Here is a 17,344-nt window from a genome sequence, read left to right as displayed (position 1 = left end):
GTGATCTGCGCGTCCGGCACGCTGGGGCAGATCGTGCCGCCCTCCTACTGTCCTCATCTTTCATGGGCGACATGCCGTCGGGCATCAATTCGCAGGTGCAGATGGCCAAGGGCAATTTCGCGCCGGTGCCGGTATCCGTCGGGGATCTGTTTGCCTGGAGCGCTGCTGCCGGGGTTCCTGTTGGTCGGGTTGTATCTGGCCTACACGATTTTCAAGGCGATCACCGACCCTCGATTCCTGCCCCGCCACGCCGGTCCCCGAGGCCGAGAAGGGCGATCTGCTGCGCGAGGTCTTCTCGGCCCTCATCCCGCCGCCTTTTGCTGATCCCTCGCTGTTCTCGGGTCGATCCTCGGCGGTATCGCCACCCCGACCGAGGCGGCGTCGGTCGGCGCTGTCGGGCGCCATGGTGCTGGCGGCGCTGCGCTGGCGGTTGTCGTTTACCATCCTGCGCGAGACTGTCGTGGCCACCGCGACGATCACCTCGATGGTGTTCATCGTGCTGCTGGGGGCGCGTCGGTGTTTTCGGTCGTGTTCCGGCCTGATGGGCGGCGACAATCTGGTGCATGAATTCCTCAGCACCCTGCCCGGCGGCACGCTGACCGCGGTGGCGATGGTCATGGCGATCATGTTCCTGCTGGGGTTCATCCTCGATACGTTCGAGATCATCTTTATCGTGATCCCGATCACCGCGCCGGTGCTTCTGATGATGGATGTCGATCCGATCTGGCTGGGCGTGCTGGTCGGGGTGAATTTGCAGACATCCTTCCTGACGCCGCCCTTTGGATTTGCGCTGTTCTACCTGCGCGGCGTTGCGCCGCCCGAATTGCCCACATCGGCCATCTATCGCGGCATCATCCCGTTCGTGGGGCTTCAGGTATTGGCCATCGCGATCCTGTTCGCGTTCCCCGGCATCGTCACATGGTTGCCAAGGCTGATCGCGGGATAGCTTGACTCGTCCTGAGGGGCGCATACTCTGACGGCATGACCCCGGATCTGACGTCGATTTTTGCCACCCTGCGGCCGCTCTACAGCCGCCACGCCGGTAAATGCGTCGTGCTGGCCGACACGCCGGACCGCTATTGGCTGGGCACGCATGAAGTGCGCGCCAGGGACGGATATCGCACGGATTTCGGCGGCGTTCAGATCGGCAAGGCCTATGTGTCCGCCCATCTGATGGCGGTCTACATCCATCCCGACATGCTGGCGGATCTCAGCCCGGAGCTGAGAAAGCGCATGCAAGGCAAATCCTGCTTCAACTTCAAAAAACCCGACGCGCAGCTTTTTGACGAGCTGAGCCGCGTGGTGGCAGCGGGGATCGCACGGTTTCAGGACGACGGCAGGCTTTAGCCGCGTTTCACCTGCGAAAAAGGCCCGGCATTTCCACCGGGCCTTTGCTGAACCATTTGATATCGCTTACAGATCCAGATACAGCTCGCGTGCGGCCTGGAATTTGCTGTCGATCTTTCGCTGCGCACGCGGGTGATCCTCAGCGAATCGACAAAGCTTTCTGCGGTTTTTTTCACCAGCGGATCATCGCTGCCCAGCAGCCCGTCCAGCACCTCCCCTTGGAGGCGACGGCGCCCGCTTCCATGATGTCATCGGGGAAGTCGCGGACCTGCACGCCATGCTCTTCGACCAGCGTTTTCAGCGCGCGGGGATCGTTGGCGACGAAATCTACTCGACACCTGATCGTATTCGGCCTGACAGACATCGCGGATGATCGCCTGAAGATCGTCCGGCAGCGCCTGATACTTGGCCTTGTCAACGACCAGTTCCGTGGCAAGCCCCGGCTCCACAAAGCTGGGCATGTAGTAATTCTTGGCGACCTGATAGAACCCCAGTGCCAGATCATTATAGGGGCCGACGAATTCGGCAGCGTCCAGCGTGCCCGATTGCAGCGCCTGAAAAATCTCGCCCGCCGCCATGTTCGAGACGGTCGCCCCCAGTTTTTCCCAGACCTGACCACCCAGACCGGGGGGGTACGGAACCGCAGGCCCTTGATCGAATCAAGGCCGGTCAGCTCTTCGCGGAACCAGCCGCCGGTCTGGTTGCCGGTGTTGCCCGACAGGAACCCCTGCACGCCGAACTGGTCGTAAATCTCGTCCCAGATTTCCTGACCGCCCATATAGCGCACCCACGCCGTCAGTTCGGACGTGGTCATGCCGTAGGGCACACCGGTGAAAAACGACAGGGCCGGGGATTTGTTCTGCCAGTAATAGGCGGCGCCGTGGCTCATCTCGGCGGTGCCGTCGATCACGGCGTCAAGGCTCTGTAATGGGGGGACCAGTTCGCCCGCGGAATAGACCTGAATTGTCAGGCGCCCGCCGGATGCGGCGGTGACGCGGTCGGCCAGACGCTGCGCGCCGACGCCCAGACCCGGGAAATTCTTGGGCCAGGTGGTGACCATGCGCCATGTGATATTGCCCTGCGCGATGGCCGGTGCGGCCAGCGCGGTCGCGGCTGTACCCAGCGCACCCGCGCGGATGAATGAACGACGATCCAAAGTGGAAACCTCCCTTTACAACTGAAATGCGATGGCGCGCCCTGTTGCACGGCGCGCCATTGCGCGTGACCCTAACCCGCCACGCGCCATCATGTCCATTGCAAGATCAGGCGCCGTCCAGCGCGGCAAAGAACGCGGCCACCGCCGCCTGAAGCCGCTGCTGTTCGACCGCCGAAAAATCACGGTCACAGCTTAGCTCGACCTTGCCCTTGCGGGCCGCGCAGCGGACTGTCCCCGCGGGGACGGTGCAGCGAAACGTGGTTTTCGCGGCGTCCGGCGCGCCGGTCCTGGCGGCGGGTTTCGGCGGTTTGGCGGTGGCCTGCGCGCGCAGGATCTCCAGCTCGGCGTCGGGCGTGGTGGCGAAACCGGCGCCCAATGCGGCGCGGATACGGGCCGCCGCGCCGGTTTCGCCGGAGATCCGCTTTTCCAGTTGCAGCCCCAGCGCGCGGGGGATCGCCTCGGGGAATTTCAGGCGGCTGCCGATGGCCTCCAGCAGGGTGGCGAAGTGGCGGATATAGACCCGCTTTTGCCGCGCGGCCGAGGCATAGAGCACGGCAACCGCCTGTTCGACATCCATCGCCTCGGTCGCCTCGTCCGCGGCATAGCGCAGCGCCAGCGCGGCCATTTCCGCAAAGGAAATATCGCGCCTCACGAGGTTTTCATCGACCATCCGGCGATACAGCCCCTCGATCGTTTCGCCCTGCGCAAGGATGCCGGCGGGGATGCTGGCATAGCGCGCGTCGCCGGTTTCGGCGTGCAATTCGCGGTACGCCGTCAGACGGCGGTAGCCCTGCACCAACTGCCATGCGCCAGTTCCGTCCGCCTCGACCCGGATCGGGTTGGACAGGCCAATGGCGGTGATCGACTCCTTCCAGCTCGCCCAGTTCGGGGTCGCGGGTGGTGCTGCGGTCGCGGGCCAGTTTGGTCGTGGACACGGCGTTTATGTCGATCAGATCGACGATCAGCCCTTGTTCCTTCAGGCGCACCAGTTCATGCGCGAGGCGGTCGTTTTCGTCGCGAATGGCAGCCTCGGCCTGCTGACGGGTACGCAGCGCCTCGGCGTTTTCGGCGATGGCCGACGCCATCGGCCCGCGCCGCGCGGCGGGGGCATCCTCGGGCGGTGTCCCCGCGGGGACATCCTCGCCGGGAAAGTCGATGTCAAATCCCTTGCGCTTGCTCATTGCGTGTCCTCCAGATTGTCCCAGGCGGCCAGCGCGTGAGTCTTGAATTCATCATACGCCTGATCGAACGACGCCCGCGCGCGGCGCCATGTTTCGCGCGTCATGTCGCGATAGTCCGTCTCGTAGATCGACGACAGGAACCTGCCGGACTGCTCGACCGCGCGGGTCATTTCGATCGGATGCTCGGCCAATCTGTCGCCGAACACCTTGCCAAAGGCTGAACGCATCGCGCGGTGTAACTCATTTCCCGGCTCGTAGCGCGTCAGCAGGAAACGGACGTCCTGAAACACCTTGGGCAGTTGCATTGTCCCCGTGGGGGACAGCGCCGCTGAAGGCCGACAGATCCTCCAGCGCCTCGGCCAGCTGACCGACGAATGACGTGGTGGAATCATATTCCCAATAGCCCGGCCCGGACGGGATATAGAGCATGTCGGCGGCGAAGACCGCGTTCATCGACTGGTAGCCGATGGCGGGCGGGCAGTCGAACAGGATCAGGTCATAGGCGTCATCGGGCAGCGCATCCAGATAGCGGCTGACGGCGGCAAAGAACGACCATTCAGGATTGAGGTGACGGTACTGCGCGCTGGCAAATTCGACAAAGGCCGCGTTGGCGCAGCTGGGGATCAGGTCGATCGTGGGCCAGCAGGTCGGCTTGATGAAGTCCGACACGCGCAGCCCGTCCAGCCCCAGTTCGGTGATCGAGCTGGGCAGGGTGCGACGCGGCAGGGCGGCGCCCGATTCAGCGCCCCGCGCGCTGGCGTTCATGCGGGTCGTCTCGTGGATCAGATCGCGCGCCATGATGCCCCAGACCGTGTAATCCTCGGCCACGTCGGTCAGCCCCATCGAATGGCTCAGCGTCGCCTGAGGGTCGAAATCGACGCACAGGACGCGGTAACCATCCAGCGCAGCGGCATGGGCGAAATGCAGCGCGACGGTGGATTTGCCGGCGCCGCCCTTGAAATTGGCGATGGCGGCGCGCAGGGCGCGTTTGCCTGCCGGGCGGGCGGGCATCAGCGAGCGGCGGTTGACCTTGATCCGGCGGCGCATCTCGTTGATCTCGTCCAGGCTGTACCAGCGCTGGCGCCCGTCCTCCTCGACCAGGCCCTGCGGCAGCGACGGGTCGGCGGCAAGGCGGCCGCGCAGGGTGGATTGATTGACGCGAAAGATCAGCTCGGCCACCTCCCAGCTGGAAAAGCGGCGCAGCGCCTTGTCTGCATCCGGTGAAAAGGTCTGTTGGCGGATCCAGCCCTGCATCTTGAGCGATTGCGCCTGAAGCTGGGCAAGGTCTTCGTGGGTGAACATCGTCTCTCCTTCGGGATGCGTCCCCGCGGGGACGAAGGGCAGGGCGCCATCTGACCGGACGCTAATCCTGCGTTACTTTTCAATTACGCCGGATTTGCAAAAAAGGCAAAAGGCATTATCGTCATTCTGGGAAAAGGCAAAAAGCGGCTTTTGCCGGGAAACCGGGCACCCCGAGCGATTCGCGCCCATCCGCGCTGAGATGGGACAACGCGTCCGGACAGACGCTGCATATAGGGGGACAGGTGGGATACGCCCGCAACGGATTGGGGGACATTTTCACCCTAATAGGGGACAGCCAGGGTGTCCCCCTCTACCAATAATACCTATTTTTTATCTTTTCGACTTGGAAGAGAAACGGCCATTGGTCATCCTCTCTTGACAGAATCGGTAATTCGGACGCTAATCACCAAAGATGGTTGAAGAACGTTGGGTTTACCTTTTATCAACCATCCGCACATGACATGGGCCACAGAATGCCCGGCATGACGAGGTAATGATACCGCCGCCCTTGGCAATAGGGGCGAGCGGACGGTGAGGGCACGAGATGCAGATCAAGAAACCAGTTGGCCAGATGGCCTCGGCACGCAAATACGATTTGCTGACGGCGATGGGCGCATTTGCCCTGGCGCGGGGCAAGGCCGAGCAGCGGATGACCCTGCGATTGATGACGCTGGTCACGGCGCGTTACAACTGGGCGCGCGATGAACTGGCGGTTGGCCAGCGCGAGATCGCGCGGCTTTGGTCGGTCGAGGAACGCACGGTCAAGCGCGAGATGGCCCGCCTGCGGGCCTGTGGCTGGCTGCGGGTGAAACGGCAGGGCGCGCGCGGGCGAGTCACGGAATACAGTCTGGATATCGCGCGAATCCTTGACGATACGCAGGACCAATGGGCGGCGATAGGCCCCGATTTCGTGCAGCGCCTGTCACCGCAGGACGCCGCGGCGCCCGGCAATGTCGTGGCGATGCCGCTGCGCAAGGGCGCGCCTGTGCTTACCCCGATCTGAGCGCCGGGACCGACTGGGCGCTGGCGCAGGGGATTCTGCATGCCGAGGATCCGGCGATTTACCAGACATGGTTTGCCGGGCTGGTGCGGTTGCGGCGCGATGGGGCGCGTCTGGTGCTGGCCGCGCCCAGCCGGTTTCATGGCAACTATGTGCAGACCCACCTGGCCGGGCGGCTGCTGGCGGCCTGCCGGTCCGTCGATGCCGATCTGAGCGAGGTTGTGGTGACGGCGTGAGGCGCCGCCCTGTTCAATACCGCTTTTATGCGGTATGATCGTATATATATCAGCAGCTATACGCGGAGGCCGCATCGTGGCACAGGCCAATCAGACACCCAGAAAATCAACCAGCATGACGCTGGACGGCGCGATTCTGGAGGAGGCACGGGCCTTGGGCATCAACGTCTCGCGGGCGGCGGAAAGTGGCGTGATTTCTGCGATCCGGGCCGAGCGGGCCAAGCTGTGGAAGCAGCAGAACGCGGGCGCCATCGCCGAATACAACGCCTATATCGACGCGGGCGGCGTGCCGCTGGCGACGCATCGGAAATTCTGACACATGGCCGCGCAGTTTGATCTGTATCGCATGGCGGACGGCGCGCTGGTCACCGTACTGCAAAGCGATCTTCTGGACGGGATGCACACCCGCGTCGTCGCGCCGCTGATCCCGGCGGGCGCGCTGACGCAGGCACTGCCCGCGCTGAACCCTGCCGTGACGCTGGGCGAGGACGTGTATCTGTTTATGCCGCAACTGGCCGCGACCCTGACCCTGTCGGAACTGGGCACGCGAGTCGGGTCGCTGGCCGCGCAGCGCGACGCGTTGGTGCGCGCGCTGGATGCGCTGCTGTCGGGGATCTGAAATAGGCTCTGTGATGCGGATTAGAGCCTGAAACAGGCCCGCCCGAGATGCAGCTCTTGACCTCCTGACCGGGTTATTTCGCGCTTGGGCTGGATGCTGCGGATGACTATCGAGCGAGGTTTTGATGGCGCGACATCTCGGTAATCCGACCAACGCCGTCTCCGTTCCAAATCGACACTTGGGAACGGACTCGCAGATCTGGCATCCATCAGAAGGGGGGGTGACGCACCGCCGAGAGCGTAATGTAGCGACTGGCCCGTCAGGAAAACCCGGTGTCCAACCTTGCGGAATAGTCCTGATAGTCACCGATGCACTCTTTGACCCAGTCAGGGTTGTAGTATGAGTCCAGATACCGTTCACCACTGTCGCACAGCAGGGTCACGATCGAGCCATCGCGCTTTGCCTCTTTCATGTCTTTTGCCATCTGCAAGGCACCCCAAAGGTTTGTTCCTGTGGATGGCCCTGCCTTTCGGCCAATCAGTTTTTCCAGCCACAGCATGGTCGCAATACTGGCCGCGTCCGGCACTCTGATCATATCGTCGATCACGCCGGGTTGGAACGAATGCTCGACCTTGGGGCGCCCGATGCCTTCGATGCGGCTGGACATGTCAGAGGTCAGACTGCGATCGCCAGACATGTAACTGTCGTAAAAGACAGAGTTTTCCGGATCGACGACTGTAAGGGCCGTATCATAGCCCTTATATCGAATGTAGCGACCCAGCGTCGCAGACGTACCTCCCGGTTCCCGCGCTCATCACAAGACGCGCGGGAATGGGATGCGGCTCATGCTCCATTTGGGTAAACAAGCTCTCTGCAATGTTGTTGTTGCCCCGCCAGTCCGTCGCGCGCTCTGCATAGGTGAACTGGTCCATGAAATAACCGCCGATCTCCTTTGCAAGGGTGACCGATGCGTCGTGCATCTGCGGGGCGCTGTCCACAAAGTGTATCTGCCCACCATAAAACTCAATGAGTTTGATTTTGCTGCGCGCGGTGCTCTTGGGCAGAACCGCAGTGAAAGGCACGCCGATCATCCGCGCGAAATAGGCCTCGGACACCGCAGTGCTGCCCGACGATGCCTCGACGACTGTGGTATCTTGCTTGATCCGGCCATTGCACAGTGCATATAGAAATAACGACCGCGCCAACCGATGTTTGAGGCTACCTGTCGGATGGGTGCTTTCGTCCTTGAGGTAGATGTCCACCCCTTCAAGTCGAGGTAGCGGCAGTTTGAACAGGTGGGTATCTGCCGACCGATGCGCATCCGCATTTATCTTGCCTAATGCGTCCGTGACCCAGTTGTTCATCGAGATGCTCCGATTGTAAGCAATGCATACCTTGCCGGGATTTCCATTTAGACAGATTTGATCGGGACTTTTGCATTAATCGGGTTGTTTGACCAGTTCGAGGGTTTTGAGGTCAAGCGTGGCGCGCAAATCTCGGTTCAAGCACTATCGGTTTCCTCGCGAAATCATACTCTGTGCTGTCCGTTGGTATCTACGCTATCCGCTGTCCTACCAAGACGTGGATCTTCTGGCTGAGCGCAGCATCGTCGTTGATCGGTCAACCGTTTATCGTTGGGTGCAGAAATTCGGACCAGAGCTAACCAAGCGGACCGAAAAACATCTGCGCCGCGCGAGTGTCGACTGGCATGTGGACGAGACCTACATCCGCGTCGGTGGCACGTGGAGGTATCTGTGGCGCGCTGCTGATGCAAACGGACAGATGATCGATTTTCGCCTGACCGCGCGGCGGGATGCAAGAGCGGCCAAAGCCTTTCTGAACAAGGCCATTGAGCGCGTGCACCTGCATCGGCCAGTCACAATCTGCACGGACAAGGCGCAGGCATATCGACGCGTTATCCGAGAGATCAATCATCGATATGATCCGCTTTTCGACAGCATCCGACACATCGACCGAAAGTGGCGAAACAATCTGACCGAGAGCGACCACGCGGCTCTGAAACGGCTGCTCGGGTATCGTCAGAGCTTTCGATCTCGGCGCACAGCCGAGGCGACCTTGAGCGGCATCGAAACAATACGAACCATCAAACGCGGCCACATCCATCACAAGAAACCCGGCGTATGCGGCGAAATCGCCGCGTGACATTCCACTTCGACCAACGTCAGCTTCATCGTGAAGAGATTAATGCAATAGTCCCATCATGATTGCACAGACGGCAGCGGGGATTCTCGCGCCGGGCCATTGAGTGGTGGTGCACGACCTACATCCCCTCAAGCACGATGTTGCTACTTGTCGGTAAGTCTGAACGGATTTAGCATCCAATCATGAGATCGGAATTCACACATTTTGAGCTGGGTTGGCGTGCCTCTGGCGCCCCCTACGGCAAGACGCAGGAATGGTGGCCGCCCCCCTGCGGTTGACCCGCGTATCTGCGATCAACATCTCAAAATGAACAGGATACCCGATGACCATAGACGATCTTTTGGTCCACCCCGACACGCTGGTCGTGACTTGGGCGGACAACACGTCGACTTCATTCCCGACCATCTGGCTGCGTGACAATTGCCCTTCGGGGTTGCATCCGCAAACCCACGAGCGGCTGCTGGATCTGTTGGCGCTGGACGCCTCGCCTGTGCTGACCTCGGCGCAGATTGCCCATGGCGACGTTGTGCTGAGCTATGAGGACGGCCATGCCAGCCACATGCCGGTGGCCTTGCTCAGCGCGCATCGCCCCGGCCAGCGTGCAACTGATGCGGCCGCTATTGCGCCCCAGCTTTGGCGCGCGGATATGACTGCGGCGACCGTCCCCCGTTATGCGGCGGCCCCGATTCTGGCAGAGGATCATGCCTTGAACGCATGGATGCAGGCGACGGCAAAATACGGCATCGCGATTGTTGACCACCTTGAGGATCGAACCAGCGCAGGCGTCGATGTGGCCCAACGGATCGGATTCCTGCGGGAAACGAATTTTGGCACAACCTTCGAAGTGATCAACAAACCCGATCCCAACAACCTGGCCTACACCTCTGTCGCCCTGCCGCTTCATACGGATTTGCCGAACCAGGAAGTTCCGCCAGGCTATCAGTTTTTGCACTGCCTGGCGAATGAGGCGACAGGGGGCGGTTCGCTGTTCGCCGATGGGTTTGCGATGGCCGAGGATCTTCGGACCGAAGACCCAGAGGCGTTCCGCCTGCTCTGCGAGGTGCCTATTCCCTTCCGTTTCAACGACCGCGATGCGGATATCCGCGTCTATGAACCAGTGATCACGTTGGACCGCTCAGGTGAGGTGATCGAGATCCGCTACAACGCCCATCTGGCGGGAATTTTCGACATGCCGTCCGAGATCATGCCCGACTATTACCGCGCCTATCGCGCCTATATGGCCAAAACACGGGATCCGGAAATACCGCCTGACCTTGAAGTTGAAGGGCGGTGAAATGGTGGTCTTTGACAATCGGCGGGTGTTGCATGGTCGCGACTCGTTCGATCCGGCGACAGGTTTTCGACATCTGCACGGCTGCTATGTCGACCGCGGCGAATTCAGCTCTCGTCTGCGGATGTTGGCGCGCACTGTCAGCGCCGCCAAGGCGGCCTGATCGACCGCCAGGACCAAACGTGCGAATTGCGCGAGAGCCCACCAGAGAAGGCATCCACAGCAAGACATTCGCTGCCTGTGCCCTCTCGACGCGGCGACGGCGGTGGCATCCAGTCAGTTGCCGCCACAATGCACGGCCCAGATACGTTGAGGATCGGACCGCTTTGTTTCGCGCCCTGCACCTGATGACGTCATCTCGCGTCATGTTCATCTCGGGAGGTTGTGGTATCGTTGTGCCTGTGTATTGCGACCGTAGGAAAACTACGCTGCACAATCGAAAGTTGCTAAAGCGTTTCGCCTTAAACTTGAGGCACTCATTTAAGGTGAAACGCGTGTAATGCTAGTATGTCGCGGGCGTTTCGAGAAAAGCAGTGATTCAGGTTTTTCGCGAAACGCTTTAGCAAACTCAGAGAAACGACAATGCCCGTAACAAAGCTGGAAAAGAGATTGTTTGAGGCCCGGGTGGATGACACCAGCGGTAAGGGAGGGCCTGACTGGCGCACAGGCGCGCCGTGAGCCAGCTAATTTCCTGCGCCACGCTGTCTCTCTCTCAATGAGCAAGGTTGCCGACGGGCTGATTGATCCCAAACTGGTTTTGTCGTGGCTGCTGTCGCATCTGGGTGCGTCTTCGTTTTTTGTCGGGCTGCTGGTCCCAATTCGCGAGGCGGGCGCGTTGCTGCCACAATTGTTCACCGCCCCCCGCGTGCAGGCGATGGCGCGTCGAAAATGGGCGTGGGTCGCGGGCAGCATCGGGCAGGGGGCAGCGGCGGCGGGGATCGTGCTGGCCGCTGTGTCGCTGTCGGGTGCCGCTGCCGGGGTGGTGATTTGCGCGTCGCTTGCAGTGCTGGCTGTGGCGCGCTCTGTTTGTTCGGTCAGCTACAGCGATGTGCTGGGCAAAACGGTCGGGCAATCGCGGCGCGGTGCGGCGACGGGAACGGCCACGTCGCTGGGGGCGGGGGCCGTCGTCATATTCGCGCTGCTTTTGATATCAGGCGTGCCTGACCGTGCGACACTGGTGATCGCTGCAATAGCACTTGCGGCCCTGTTGTGGTTGGGGGCGGGTTTTGTTTTCTCTACCCTGTGGGAAGAACCCGCGCCGGGCGAGAGGCGCGCCGCGGCGCTTGGGCAGTTGAATATCCTGCGCTGCGACCCACAACTGACGCGGTTTATCTGGGCGCGCGGACTATTGACCTCTACAGCGCTTGCGCCGCCCTACATCGTTCTGTTGGGCGCACAGGCCGGGCAGGGGACGTTTGACCGCCTCGGCGCGCTGGTGCTGGCCTCTTCGATTGCGTCATTCATCAGCTCATGGGTCTGGGGCCGCTTGGCGGACAGGTCCAGCCGTCGCGTGCTCATGTTCTCCGGAATGGTCGGGGCACTGGCACTGCTGGCAGCAGTTGCGGTGGATCTTGCGGGGGCTTCCGATACCATTTGGGCGCTGCCCGCGGTGCTGTTCGTCCTCATGATCGCCTATCACGGGGTGCGGCAGGGTCGGGTGATCTATCTGGTGGACATGGCCCCAAAAGACAACCGCGCGACCTATACGGCTGTGTCAAATACGGTGATCGGGATCGTACTTTTGGGCTCGGGGGTGTTTGGGGCGCTGGCGTCACTGGCGGGTGCCAAAGCCACGCTGCTGATCTTTGCTTGCATGGCACTGGCGTCGATCTTTGTCACCAAGGGCCTCGACGATATCAAAAGTTGAGGGTCCGTTGGCCCGGTATTTTATTTTGTCTTGTTCATGTAAGTGTCAACGTCTGCTAGACAGGCGCGAGATGAATGTCACCGTCCCCGCAAGGGGGTAAGTCACCGGACTGAACTATGGCTCAATCGCTGCGGATGCTTCTTGCCCCCGTAAAATCTCTCCTTGGCGGCACGGCGGCTTTCATGGCTGGCAACAGCTTGCTTGGTGTGGTGCTGCCCCTTCGGATGGAGGCCGCTGAGTATCCAATTGCGCTGACCGGCGTGATCATGGCGGCATATTACCTGGGGTTGGCGTTTGGCGGGTTCAAGGCCAAACACGTCATTCTCAGGATCGGACACATCCGCGCTTTTTCAACATTCGCGGCGCTGACCGCTGCCGTGTGTCTTGCCTATGCGTTCTTTTTCAACCCGGCCGCTTGGGTGATCCTGCGAATTATCAATGGATTTTGCATAGCGGGGATGACCACCTCCATCGAAAGCTGGCTTAATGATCGCAGCAGCAATGAAACACGCGGACGCGTCCTTGGATATTACATGCTGGCCTTTTACCTAGCTATCGCCGTCGGCCAGACGATGGTGAATATCGCCCCTATGGAGGGCAGTGATCTTTTGATGATTGCCGCTGCGTTGATCGGTCTTTCACTTATTCCTATCGCGCTTACCGGTCTTGGCGAACCCAACCTGAGTGAGCTTCGCGTTCTGGGTGTGAAGAAACTGTATAAGGCGTCGCGTGTCGGGGTGGTCGGGGCGGGTGTTGCTGGCATACTGGTTGGCTCATTCTACGCTCTTGGTGTCGTGTTTGCCCGTCAGATTGGGCTCAGCGTTACGGAAGCCGCGCTGTTCATGAGCACGGTCGTGCTTGGCGGCCTTGCAGCGCAGGTGCCGGTCGGAATGCTGGCAGATAAATTTGACCGACGGATTGTGATGTCCTGCATCCTGATCGCGGTCGGAACGTCATGGGGGGTGCTGTCGAGCTCGATTTCAAGCGATGTGCCTTTGGTGGCCCTCATGGTCATGGCCGTGGCGTTCGGCGGGGCAATCAGCAGCGTCTATCCGCTTTGTGTCGCGCAGACATTCGACCGGCTGGACCGAAAATACTATGTCGCGGCATCGGGGCGTCTGCTGATGGTGTATTCGATAGGTGCCACAATCGGCCCATTGCTCGCGTCATCGCTGATGTCCGTCTACGGCCCACGTTCTTTCTTTTTGTTCGAATCCGCCATCGCTGTGGGCTATGCAATCTTTGTTCTCGTCAGTGTCAGGATCGGGCCGAAATTACCAAAGGAAGGGCGGGAAAAATTCATACCACTTCCTGATATTTCGCCAGTTGCCATGGGTCTTGACCCGCGCACCGAACCAAATGTGTCGAAACCGCGCCGCTCGGCAAACGTAGTGCAAGATTGATCACCATCGCTGGCGATCAGAGGCTGAGCACCGCACTCGCGATGGAAAAATAGATCAGCACGCCGACTCCGTCCGAGATTGTCGTGACCAGAGGTCCACTTGCCGTTGCGGGATCAAGCCTCAACCGGTTGAGCAGGAACGGCAGTGACATACCGACGAGGCTGCCGATAAGCACAACCACGAACATTGTCAGGCCAACAGTCAGGGCGACGTCCACTCCGCCACGCCATGCACCAACAGGAAAGACGACTGCCGCCATCGGAGTTACGCGCGAAAGTTGGTGATGCCCTGAGGGGCGGCATATCATGGCGGTGTTCAGACGCCGTCGATTCTCTGCTGAGAAAAGGATATGCCACATGTCAGAGACTACCATTACCCAACTGCCCGATCCATCGGGATTTAGCACCGACGCGTTCACGGATGTCCTCCGCGATGGCGCACGCAAGTTGATCGAACAGGCGATCCACGCCGAACTGGCGACGCTCATGGCCGCCTTTTCCGGAGAAAGGCTGGAGGACGGGCGGGCACGCCTGGTGCGCCATGGTCACCTACCCGAACGCGAGGTGATGACCGGCATTGGGCCAGTGCCCGTGAAAGTGCCGCGCGTGCGGGATCGGGGCGCTGGCGAAGACAAGATCACCTTCACGCCCAGCATCCTGCCGCGGTATCTTCGCAAAGCGAAATCGGTCGAAGAGCTGCTGCCGTGGCTATACCTCAAGGGCGTGTCCACGGGTGATTTCACCGAGGCGCTGGAGGCGTTGCTGGGTCCGAACGCCAAGGGCCTGTCTGCCAAGACTGTCACGCGGCTGAAGGCTGACTGGTGGAAAGACTACGAGGCTTGGCAGAAACGCGATCTCGGCAACCGCCGCTTTCTCTACATCTGGGCGGATGGCGTCTATTTCAAACCGAGAATGGCCGAGGAAAAACAATGCGTTCTGGTGGTTGTCGGGGCCGACGAATATGGCCGCAAGGAACTTCTGGCCATGACCGACGGCTTTCGCGAAAGCACGCAAAGCTGGCGCGAGCTACTGCTCGATCTCAGACGTCGCGGCCTGAAACAGGATCCCAAGCTTGCCATCGGCGACGGCGCCCTGGGGTTCTGGACGGCGCTGCGCGAGGCATTCGCCACGACGAGGGAACAGCGGTGCTGGGTTCACAAGACCATGAACGTGCTGAACGCGATGCCGAAATCCGTGCAGGCAAAAGCCAAGGGCCATCTGCACGATATCTGGCAGGCCGAGACAAAAGCCAAGGCCAACCTCGCCTTTGATTTCTTCGTCGAAAACTACGGAGTGAAATGGGATAAGGCGGTGGCCAAGCTGGTTAAAGACAGGGACGCGTTACTGACCTTCTACGATTATCCGGCGGAACACTGGAAACACATCCGGACGTCAAACCCGATCGAAAGCACCTTTGCCACCGTCCGGCATCGCACCAAACGAACCAAGGGGTGCCTCAGCCGCAAGACCGGTCTGGCCATGGCCTTCAAGCTGATGATGTCGGCGCAGAAGAAGTGGCGCAAGCTCGACGGTCAAAACCGCATGCCCGAGATCATCCAGGGGATTGAGTTCCGCGATGGGATCCGCCAACTTCAAGCTGCCGCCTGATCAAGCGTCACCAACTTTTGCCCATATCTCCCGCCATCGTCGCACCCAGTGCTGCCGCGACAGCCAGTTCGCGCAAGATCAGATCGCGCCAGTCCTTCATCTCGACATCGCCGGTCGCCAGCGCGCGCACCATGAGCGTGGCCGATTGCGACCCGGCATTGCCGCTGCTGTCGATCAGCAACGGCAAGAAAAACACCAATGAGACATAGGCCAGGATCATATCTTCGAAATAGGCGATGCCCGCACCTGAAAAGAGGTTTCCGAATACCAGAAGAGCCAGCCAGACGATGCGCTTGGAATAGAGCATCCCAATCCCGGCCTCGCGAAGACTCTGCGAAAACGGCACGACGGTGGACATTTTCTGAAAGTCCTCAGTCGCTTCTGCCTGCATCACATCGGCCGCATCGTCATGCGTGACAATACCAACCAATCGTCCACTTGCGTCCACCACTGGAATAGCAAGAAGGTCATAATGGGCGATTAGTTTCCCGACATCTTCCTGATCGGTGTCGAGTGTAACCGAGATTGGAGTAGGCTCCATGATCTCTTTGATCAGCGTCTCGTCGGTCGCCAGTATCAGCGTATGCAGCCTCACCGATCCGATCAGATGGTGATCATCGTCGACGACATAAGAACGATAGATGGTCTCCTTTCCGGGGGCCTGACGCCGGAGCGCTGCAATTGCGGTCGCGGCTGTCGTGTCTGCATCGAGCGTCGCGTAATCCGATGTCATAAGCGCACCGGCGCATTCCTCGGCATGGGCCGAGAGTCGGCGGATATCGGCGGCGACGTGAGGCTCGAGGTCGCTGATCATGCGGTTCTGTTCATCGTTCGAAAGCTGTTTGAAAAGATCCGCACGATCATCCGCATGCATCGCTGTCACAATGCCAGTCAGATCGGTCTGCGGAAGCGCCCGCGCAAATGTGACCTGAGTATCGAGTGGCAGGTTTTCAAAGACCATCGCCCTTCTTTGCAGGTCGATACTTGCAAGCTGGCGCGCCGCCTGTTCAAGCGGTAATCGGCCGAGCCAAGAGACCACGTCGATGAGATGCGCTGAACCTATGAATTCCTGAATGCCGGCATCACTGGTGTCGGCCGGATGCGGGAGATGATCTGGTGACATGTTGGGAACTTTCTGTGGCGGTGATAAGTAGCCGCTCATGGACCACGTTTCTTGTATTGGTTGAGCTGATCACACGGTCGAACACCTCCTTCAGTTTGCGCCGGGCATGCGTCCGACACTGTGCCACGCGGATTGGGTCGCCGCCTTTGCGGCCGCTGTCTGCATTTTGATAGCACAATAGACCCGACCGCGCTGACGTCCTTGATCCGTGCGGTGGAAGTTGCATTAATCTCTTCACGATGAAGCTGACGTTGGTCGAAGTGGAATGTCACGCGGCGGTTTCGAACAGCTGGGCAATGAACGCGATTTCGCCGCATACGCCGGGTTTTTGTGATGGATGTGGCCGCGTTTGATGGTTCGTATTGTTTCGATGCCGCTCAAGGTCGCCTCGGCTGTGCGCCGAGATCGAAAGCTCTGACGATACCCGAGCAGCCGTTTCAGAGCCGCGTGGTTGCTCTCGATCAGATTGTTTCGCCACTTTCGGTCGATGTGTCGGATGCTGTCGAAAAGCGGATCATATCGATGATTGATCTCTCGGATAACGCGTCGATATGCCTGCGCCTTGTCCGTGCAGATTGTGACTGGTCGATGCAGGCGCACGCGCTCAATGGCCTTGTTCAGAAAGGCTTTGGCCGCTCTTGCATCCCGCCGCGCGGTCAGGCGAAAATCGACCATCTGTCCGTTCGCATCAACAGCGCGCCACAGATACCTCCACGTGCCACCGACGCGGATGTAGCTCTCGTCCACATGCCAGTCGAGACTCGCGCGGCGCAGATGTTTTTCGGTCCGCTTGGTTAGCTCTGGTCCGAACTTCTGCACCCAACGATACCCTGCCCTCAATCTTACCACACTGCACGGCGGCGCGCAGCGCCAGCCGCGAACGCAACAATTCGACTGGGGCGCCAAGGGTCGGGTCATTGAGCAACACATGCAGCAAAGAAATCGCCGCTCCACTGAAAAACGCAGCGTCTTCAAGGCAGTCTGGTGTCTGATGATCGAAGATCCAGAATGGCAGGATCGGCGTTGGGAGCGCATTCGGAGCGTGCTTGAGCGACTGGTTCATAAAAAGCGGCCCAATTCACAACGGCGCTTTATGCTATTGGACAGGT

Annotated in this window: 17 protein-coding genes and 4 pseudogenes; 11 read left to right on the top strand and 10 right to left on the bottom strand. The window is 60.2% G+C overall.

The window, feature by feature from the left end; translation table 11 throughout:
- A pseudogene (locus FGD77_RS03690) lies at window positions 1–946 on the top strand (TRAP transporter large permease subunit); the annotation flags it as partial.
- 35 nt (window positions 947–981) lie between these two features.
- On the top strand, window positions 982–1,347 hold the full coding sequence (locus FGD77_RS03685) for a hypothetical protein (protein WP_255006340.1): 366 nt from the start codon (window positions 982–984) through the stop codon (window positions 1,345–1,347).
- Window positions 1,348–1,413: 66 nt separating this feature from the next.
- Here the strand turns inward: FGD77_RS03685 and FGD77_RS03680 are convergent.
- The 4 genes and pseudogenes from FGD77_RS03680 to FGD77_RS03670 all read right to left on the bottom strand — a co-directional run bounded on the left by FGD77_RS03680 (window position 1,414) and on the right by FGD77_RS03670 (window position 4,986).
- Window positions 1,414–2,503 (bottom strand): annotated as a pseudogene (locus FGD77_RS03680) (TRAP transporter substrate-binding protein).
- Window positions 2,504–2,609: 106 nt separating this feature from the next.
- Window positions 2,610–3,263: a hypothetical protein gene (locus FGD77_RS22290; RefSeq protein WP_369682685.1), complete on the bottom strand. Its 654-nt coding sequence runs from the start codon at window positions 3,261–3,263 to the stop codon at window positions 2,610–2,612.
- Window positions 3,163–3,684 carry a hypothetical protein gene (locus tag FGD77_RS22285; RefSeq protein ID WP_369682684.1) on the bottom strand — a complete coding sequence of 174 codons (522 nt, stop codon included), beginning with the start codon at window positions 3,682–3,684 and terminating at the stop codon, window positions 3,163–3,165. Before FGD77_RS22285 ends, FGD77_RS22290 begins: the two co-directional genes overlap by 101 nt.
- A pseudogene (locus tag FGD77_RS03670) lies at window positions 3,681–4,986 on the bottom strand (AAA family ATPase). Before FGD77_RS03670 ends, FGD77_RS22285 begins: the two are co-directional and overlap by 4 nt.
- Window positions 4,987–5,530: 544 nt before the next feature.
- On the opposite strand from FGD77_RS03670, the pseudogene FGD77_RS03665 reads away from it, so the two are divergent.
- The 3 genes and pseudogenes from FGD77_RS03665 to FGD77_RS03655 all read left to right on the top strand — a co-directional run bounded on the left by FGD77_RS03665 (window position 5,531) and on the right by FGD77_RS03655 (window position 6,841).
- Window positions 5,531–6,222 (top strand): annotated as a pseudogene (locus FGD77_RS03665) (DnaA N-terminal domain-containing protein).
- Window positions 6,223–6,298: 76 nt separating this feature from the next.
- Window positions 6,299–6,538 carry a type II toxin-antitoxin system CcdA family antitoxin gene (locus tag FGD77_RS03660; RefSeq protein ID WP_255006330.1) on the top strand — a complete coding sequence of 80 codons (240 nt, stop codon included), beginning with the start codon at window positions 6,299–6,301 and terminating at the stop codon, window positions 6,536–6,538.
- Between the two features lie 3 nt (window positions 6,539–6,541).
- A complete protein-coding gene (locus FGD77_RS03655; RefSeq protein ID WP_255006328.1) occupies window positions 6,542–6,841 on the top strand; it encodes a CcdB family protein in 300 nt (99 codons plus the stop codon).
- Between the two features lie 259 nt (window positions 6,842–7,100).
- Here the strand turns inward: FGD77_RS03655 and FGD77_RS22155 are convergent, their stop codons facing one another.
- Both FGD77_RS22155 and FGD77_RS22150 read right to left on the bottom strand, forming a co-directional pair.
- Window positions 7,101–7,550 (bottom strand): hypothetical protein, encoded by a 450-nt coding sequence (locus FGD77_RS22155; RefSeq protein WP_369682686.1) that lies wholly within the window; start codon window positions 7,548–7,550, stop codon window positions 7,101–7,103.
- The gene (locus tag FGD77_RS22150; RefSeq protein ID WP_303626336.1) at window positions 7,540–8,145 is read right to left on the bottom strand and encodes a pyridoxal-phosphate dependent enzyme; all 606 of its coding nucleotides are present in this window, start codon (window positions 8,143–8,145) and stop codon (window positions 7,540–7,542) included. Before FGD77_RS22150 ends, FGD77_RS22155 begins: the two co-directional genes overlap by 11 nt.
- Window positions 8,146–8,263: 118 nt before the next feature.
- Here FGD77_RS22150 and FGD77_RS03645 point away from each other — a divergent pair, with 118 nt between their 5' ends.
- From FGD77_RS03645 to FGD77_RS03625, 5 genes are all read left to right on the top strand, one after another.
- Entirely contained in the window at window positions 8,264–8,944 is a 681-nt protein-coding gene (locus FGD77_RS03645; RefSeq protein ID WP_255006326.1) for an IS6 family transposase, read from the top strand.
- 322 nt (window positions 8,945–9,266) lie between these two features.
- A complete protein-coding gene (locus tag FGD77_RS03640) occupies window positions 9,267–10,238 on the top strand; it encodes a TauD/TfdA family dioxygenase (protein WP_255006452.1) in 972 nt (323 codons plus the stop codon).
- A gap of 1 nt (window position 10,239) precedes the next feature.
- Entirely contained in the window at window positions 10,240–10,398 is a 159-nt protein-coding gene (locus tag FGD77_RS03635) for a TauD/TfdA family dioxygenase (protein WP_255006450.1), read from the top strand.
- A gap of 465 nt (window positions 10,399–10,863) precedes the next feature.
- Window positions 10,864–12,102, top strand: coding sequence for an MFS transporter (locus FGD77_RS03630; protein WP_255006448.1), 1,239 nt, complete (start codon window positions 10,864–10,866; stop codon window positions 12,100–12,102).
- 116 nt (window positions 12,103–12,218) lie between these two features.
- Window positions 12,219–13,505, top strand: a complete 1,287-nt coding sequence (locus FGD77_RS03625; protein WP_255006446.1) for an MFS transporter — start codon at window positions 12,219–12,221, stop codon at window positions 13,503–13,505.
- 16 nt (window positions 13,506–13,521) lie between these two features.
- On the opposite strand, the gene FGD77_RS03620 is transcribed toward FGD77_RS03625, so the two are convergent.
- Window positions 13,522–13,812, bottom strand: coding sequence for a magnesium transporter (locus FGD77_RS03620; protein WP_255006459.1), 291 nt, complete (start codon window positions 13,810–13,812; stop codon window positions 13,522–13,524).
- A gap of 49 nt (window positions 13,813–13,861) precedes the next feature.
- Here FGD77_RS03620 and FGD77_RS03615 point away from each other — a divergent pair, with 49 nt between their 5' ends.
- Window positions 13,862–15,112: an IS256 family transposase gene (locus FGD77_RS03615; RefSeq protein WP_255005911.1), complete on the top strand. Its 1,251-nt coding sequence runs from the start codon at window positions 13,862–13,864 to the stop codon at window positions 15,110–15,112.
- 7 nt (window positions 15,113–15,119) lie between these two features.
- Here FGD77_RS03615 and mgtE read toward each other — a convergent pair whose 3' ends face one another.
- From mgtE to FGD77_RS03600, 3 genes are all read right to left on the bottom strand, one after another.
- Window positions 15,120–16,235, bottom strand: a complete 1,116-nt coding sequence (gene mgtE, locus FGD77_RS03610) for a magnesium transporter (protein WP_255006444.1) — start codon at window positions 16,233–16,235, stop codon at window positions 15,120–15,122.
- Between the two features lie 234 nt (window positions 16,236–16,469).
- Window positions 16,470–17,009 (bottom strand): IS6 family transposase, encoded by a 540-nt coding sequence (locus FGD77_RS03605; RefSeq protein ID WP_255006470.1) that lies wholly within the window; start codon window positions 17,007–17,009, stop codon window positions 16,470–16,472.
- A complete protein-coding gene (locus tag FGD77_RS03600; RefSeq protein WP_255006443.1) occupies window positions 16,924–17,298 on the bottom strand; it encodes a DUF1403 family protein in 375 nt (124 codons plus the stop codon). The genes FGD77_RS03605 and FGD77_RS03600 overlap by 86 nt, the downstream gene beginning before the upstream one ends.
- Window positions 17,299–17,344 lie beyond the last annotated feature (46 nt).

The sequence above is a fragment of the Roseovarius sp. M141 genome (assembly GCF_024355225.1).
Classification (GTDB): Bacteria; Pseudomonadota; Alphaproteobacteria; order Rhodobacterales; family Rhodobacteraceae; genus Roseovarius.
This window is presented reverse-complemented; position numbering and strand designations above follow the sequence as displayed.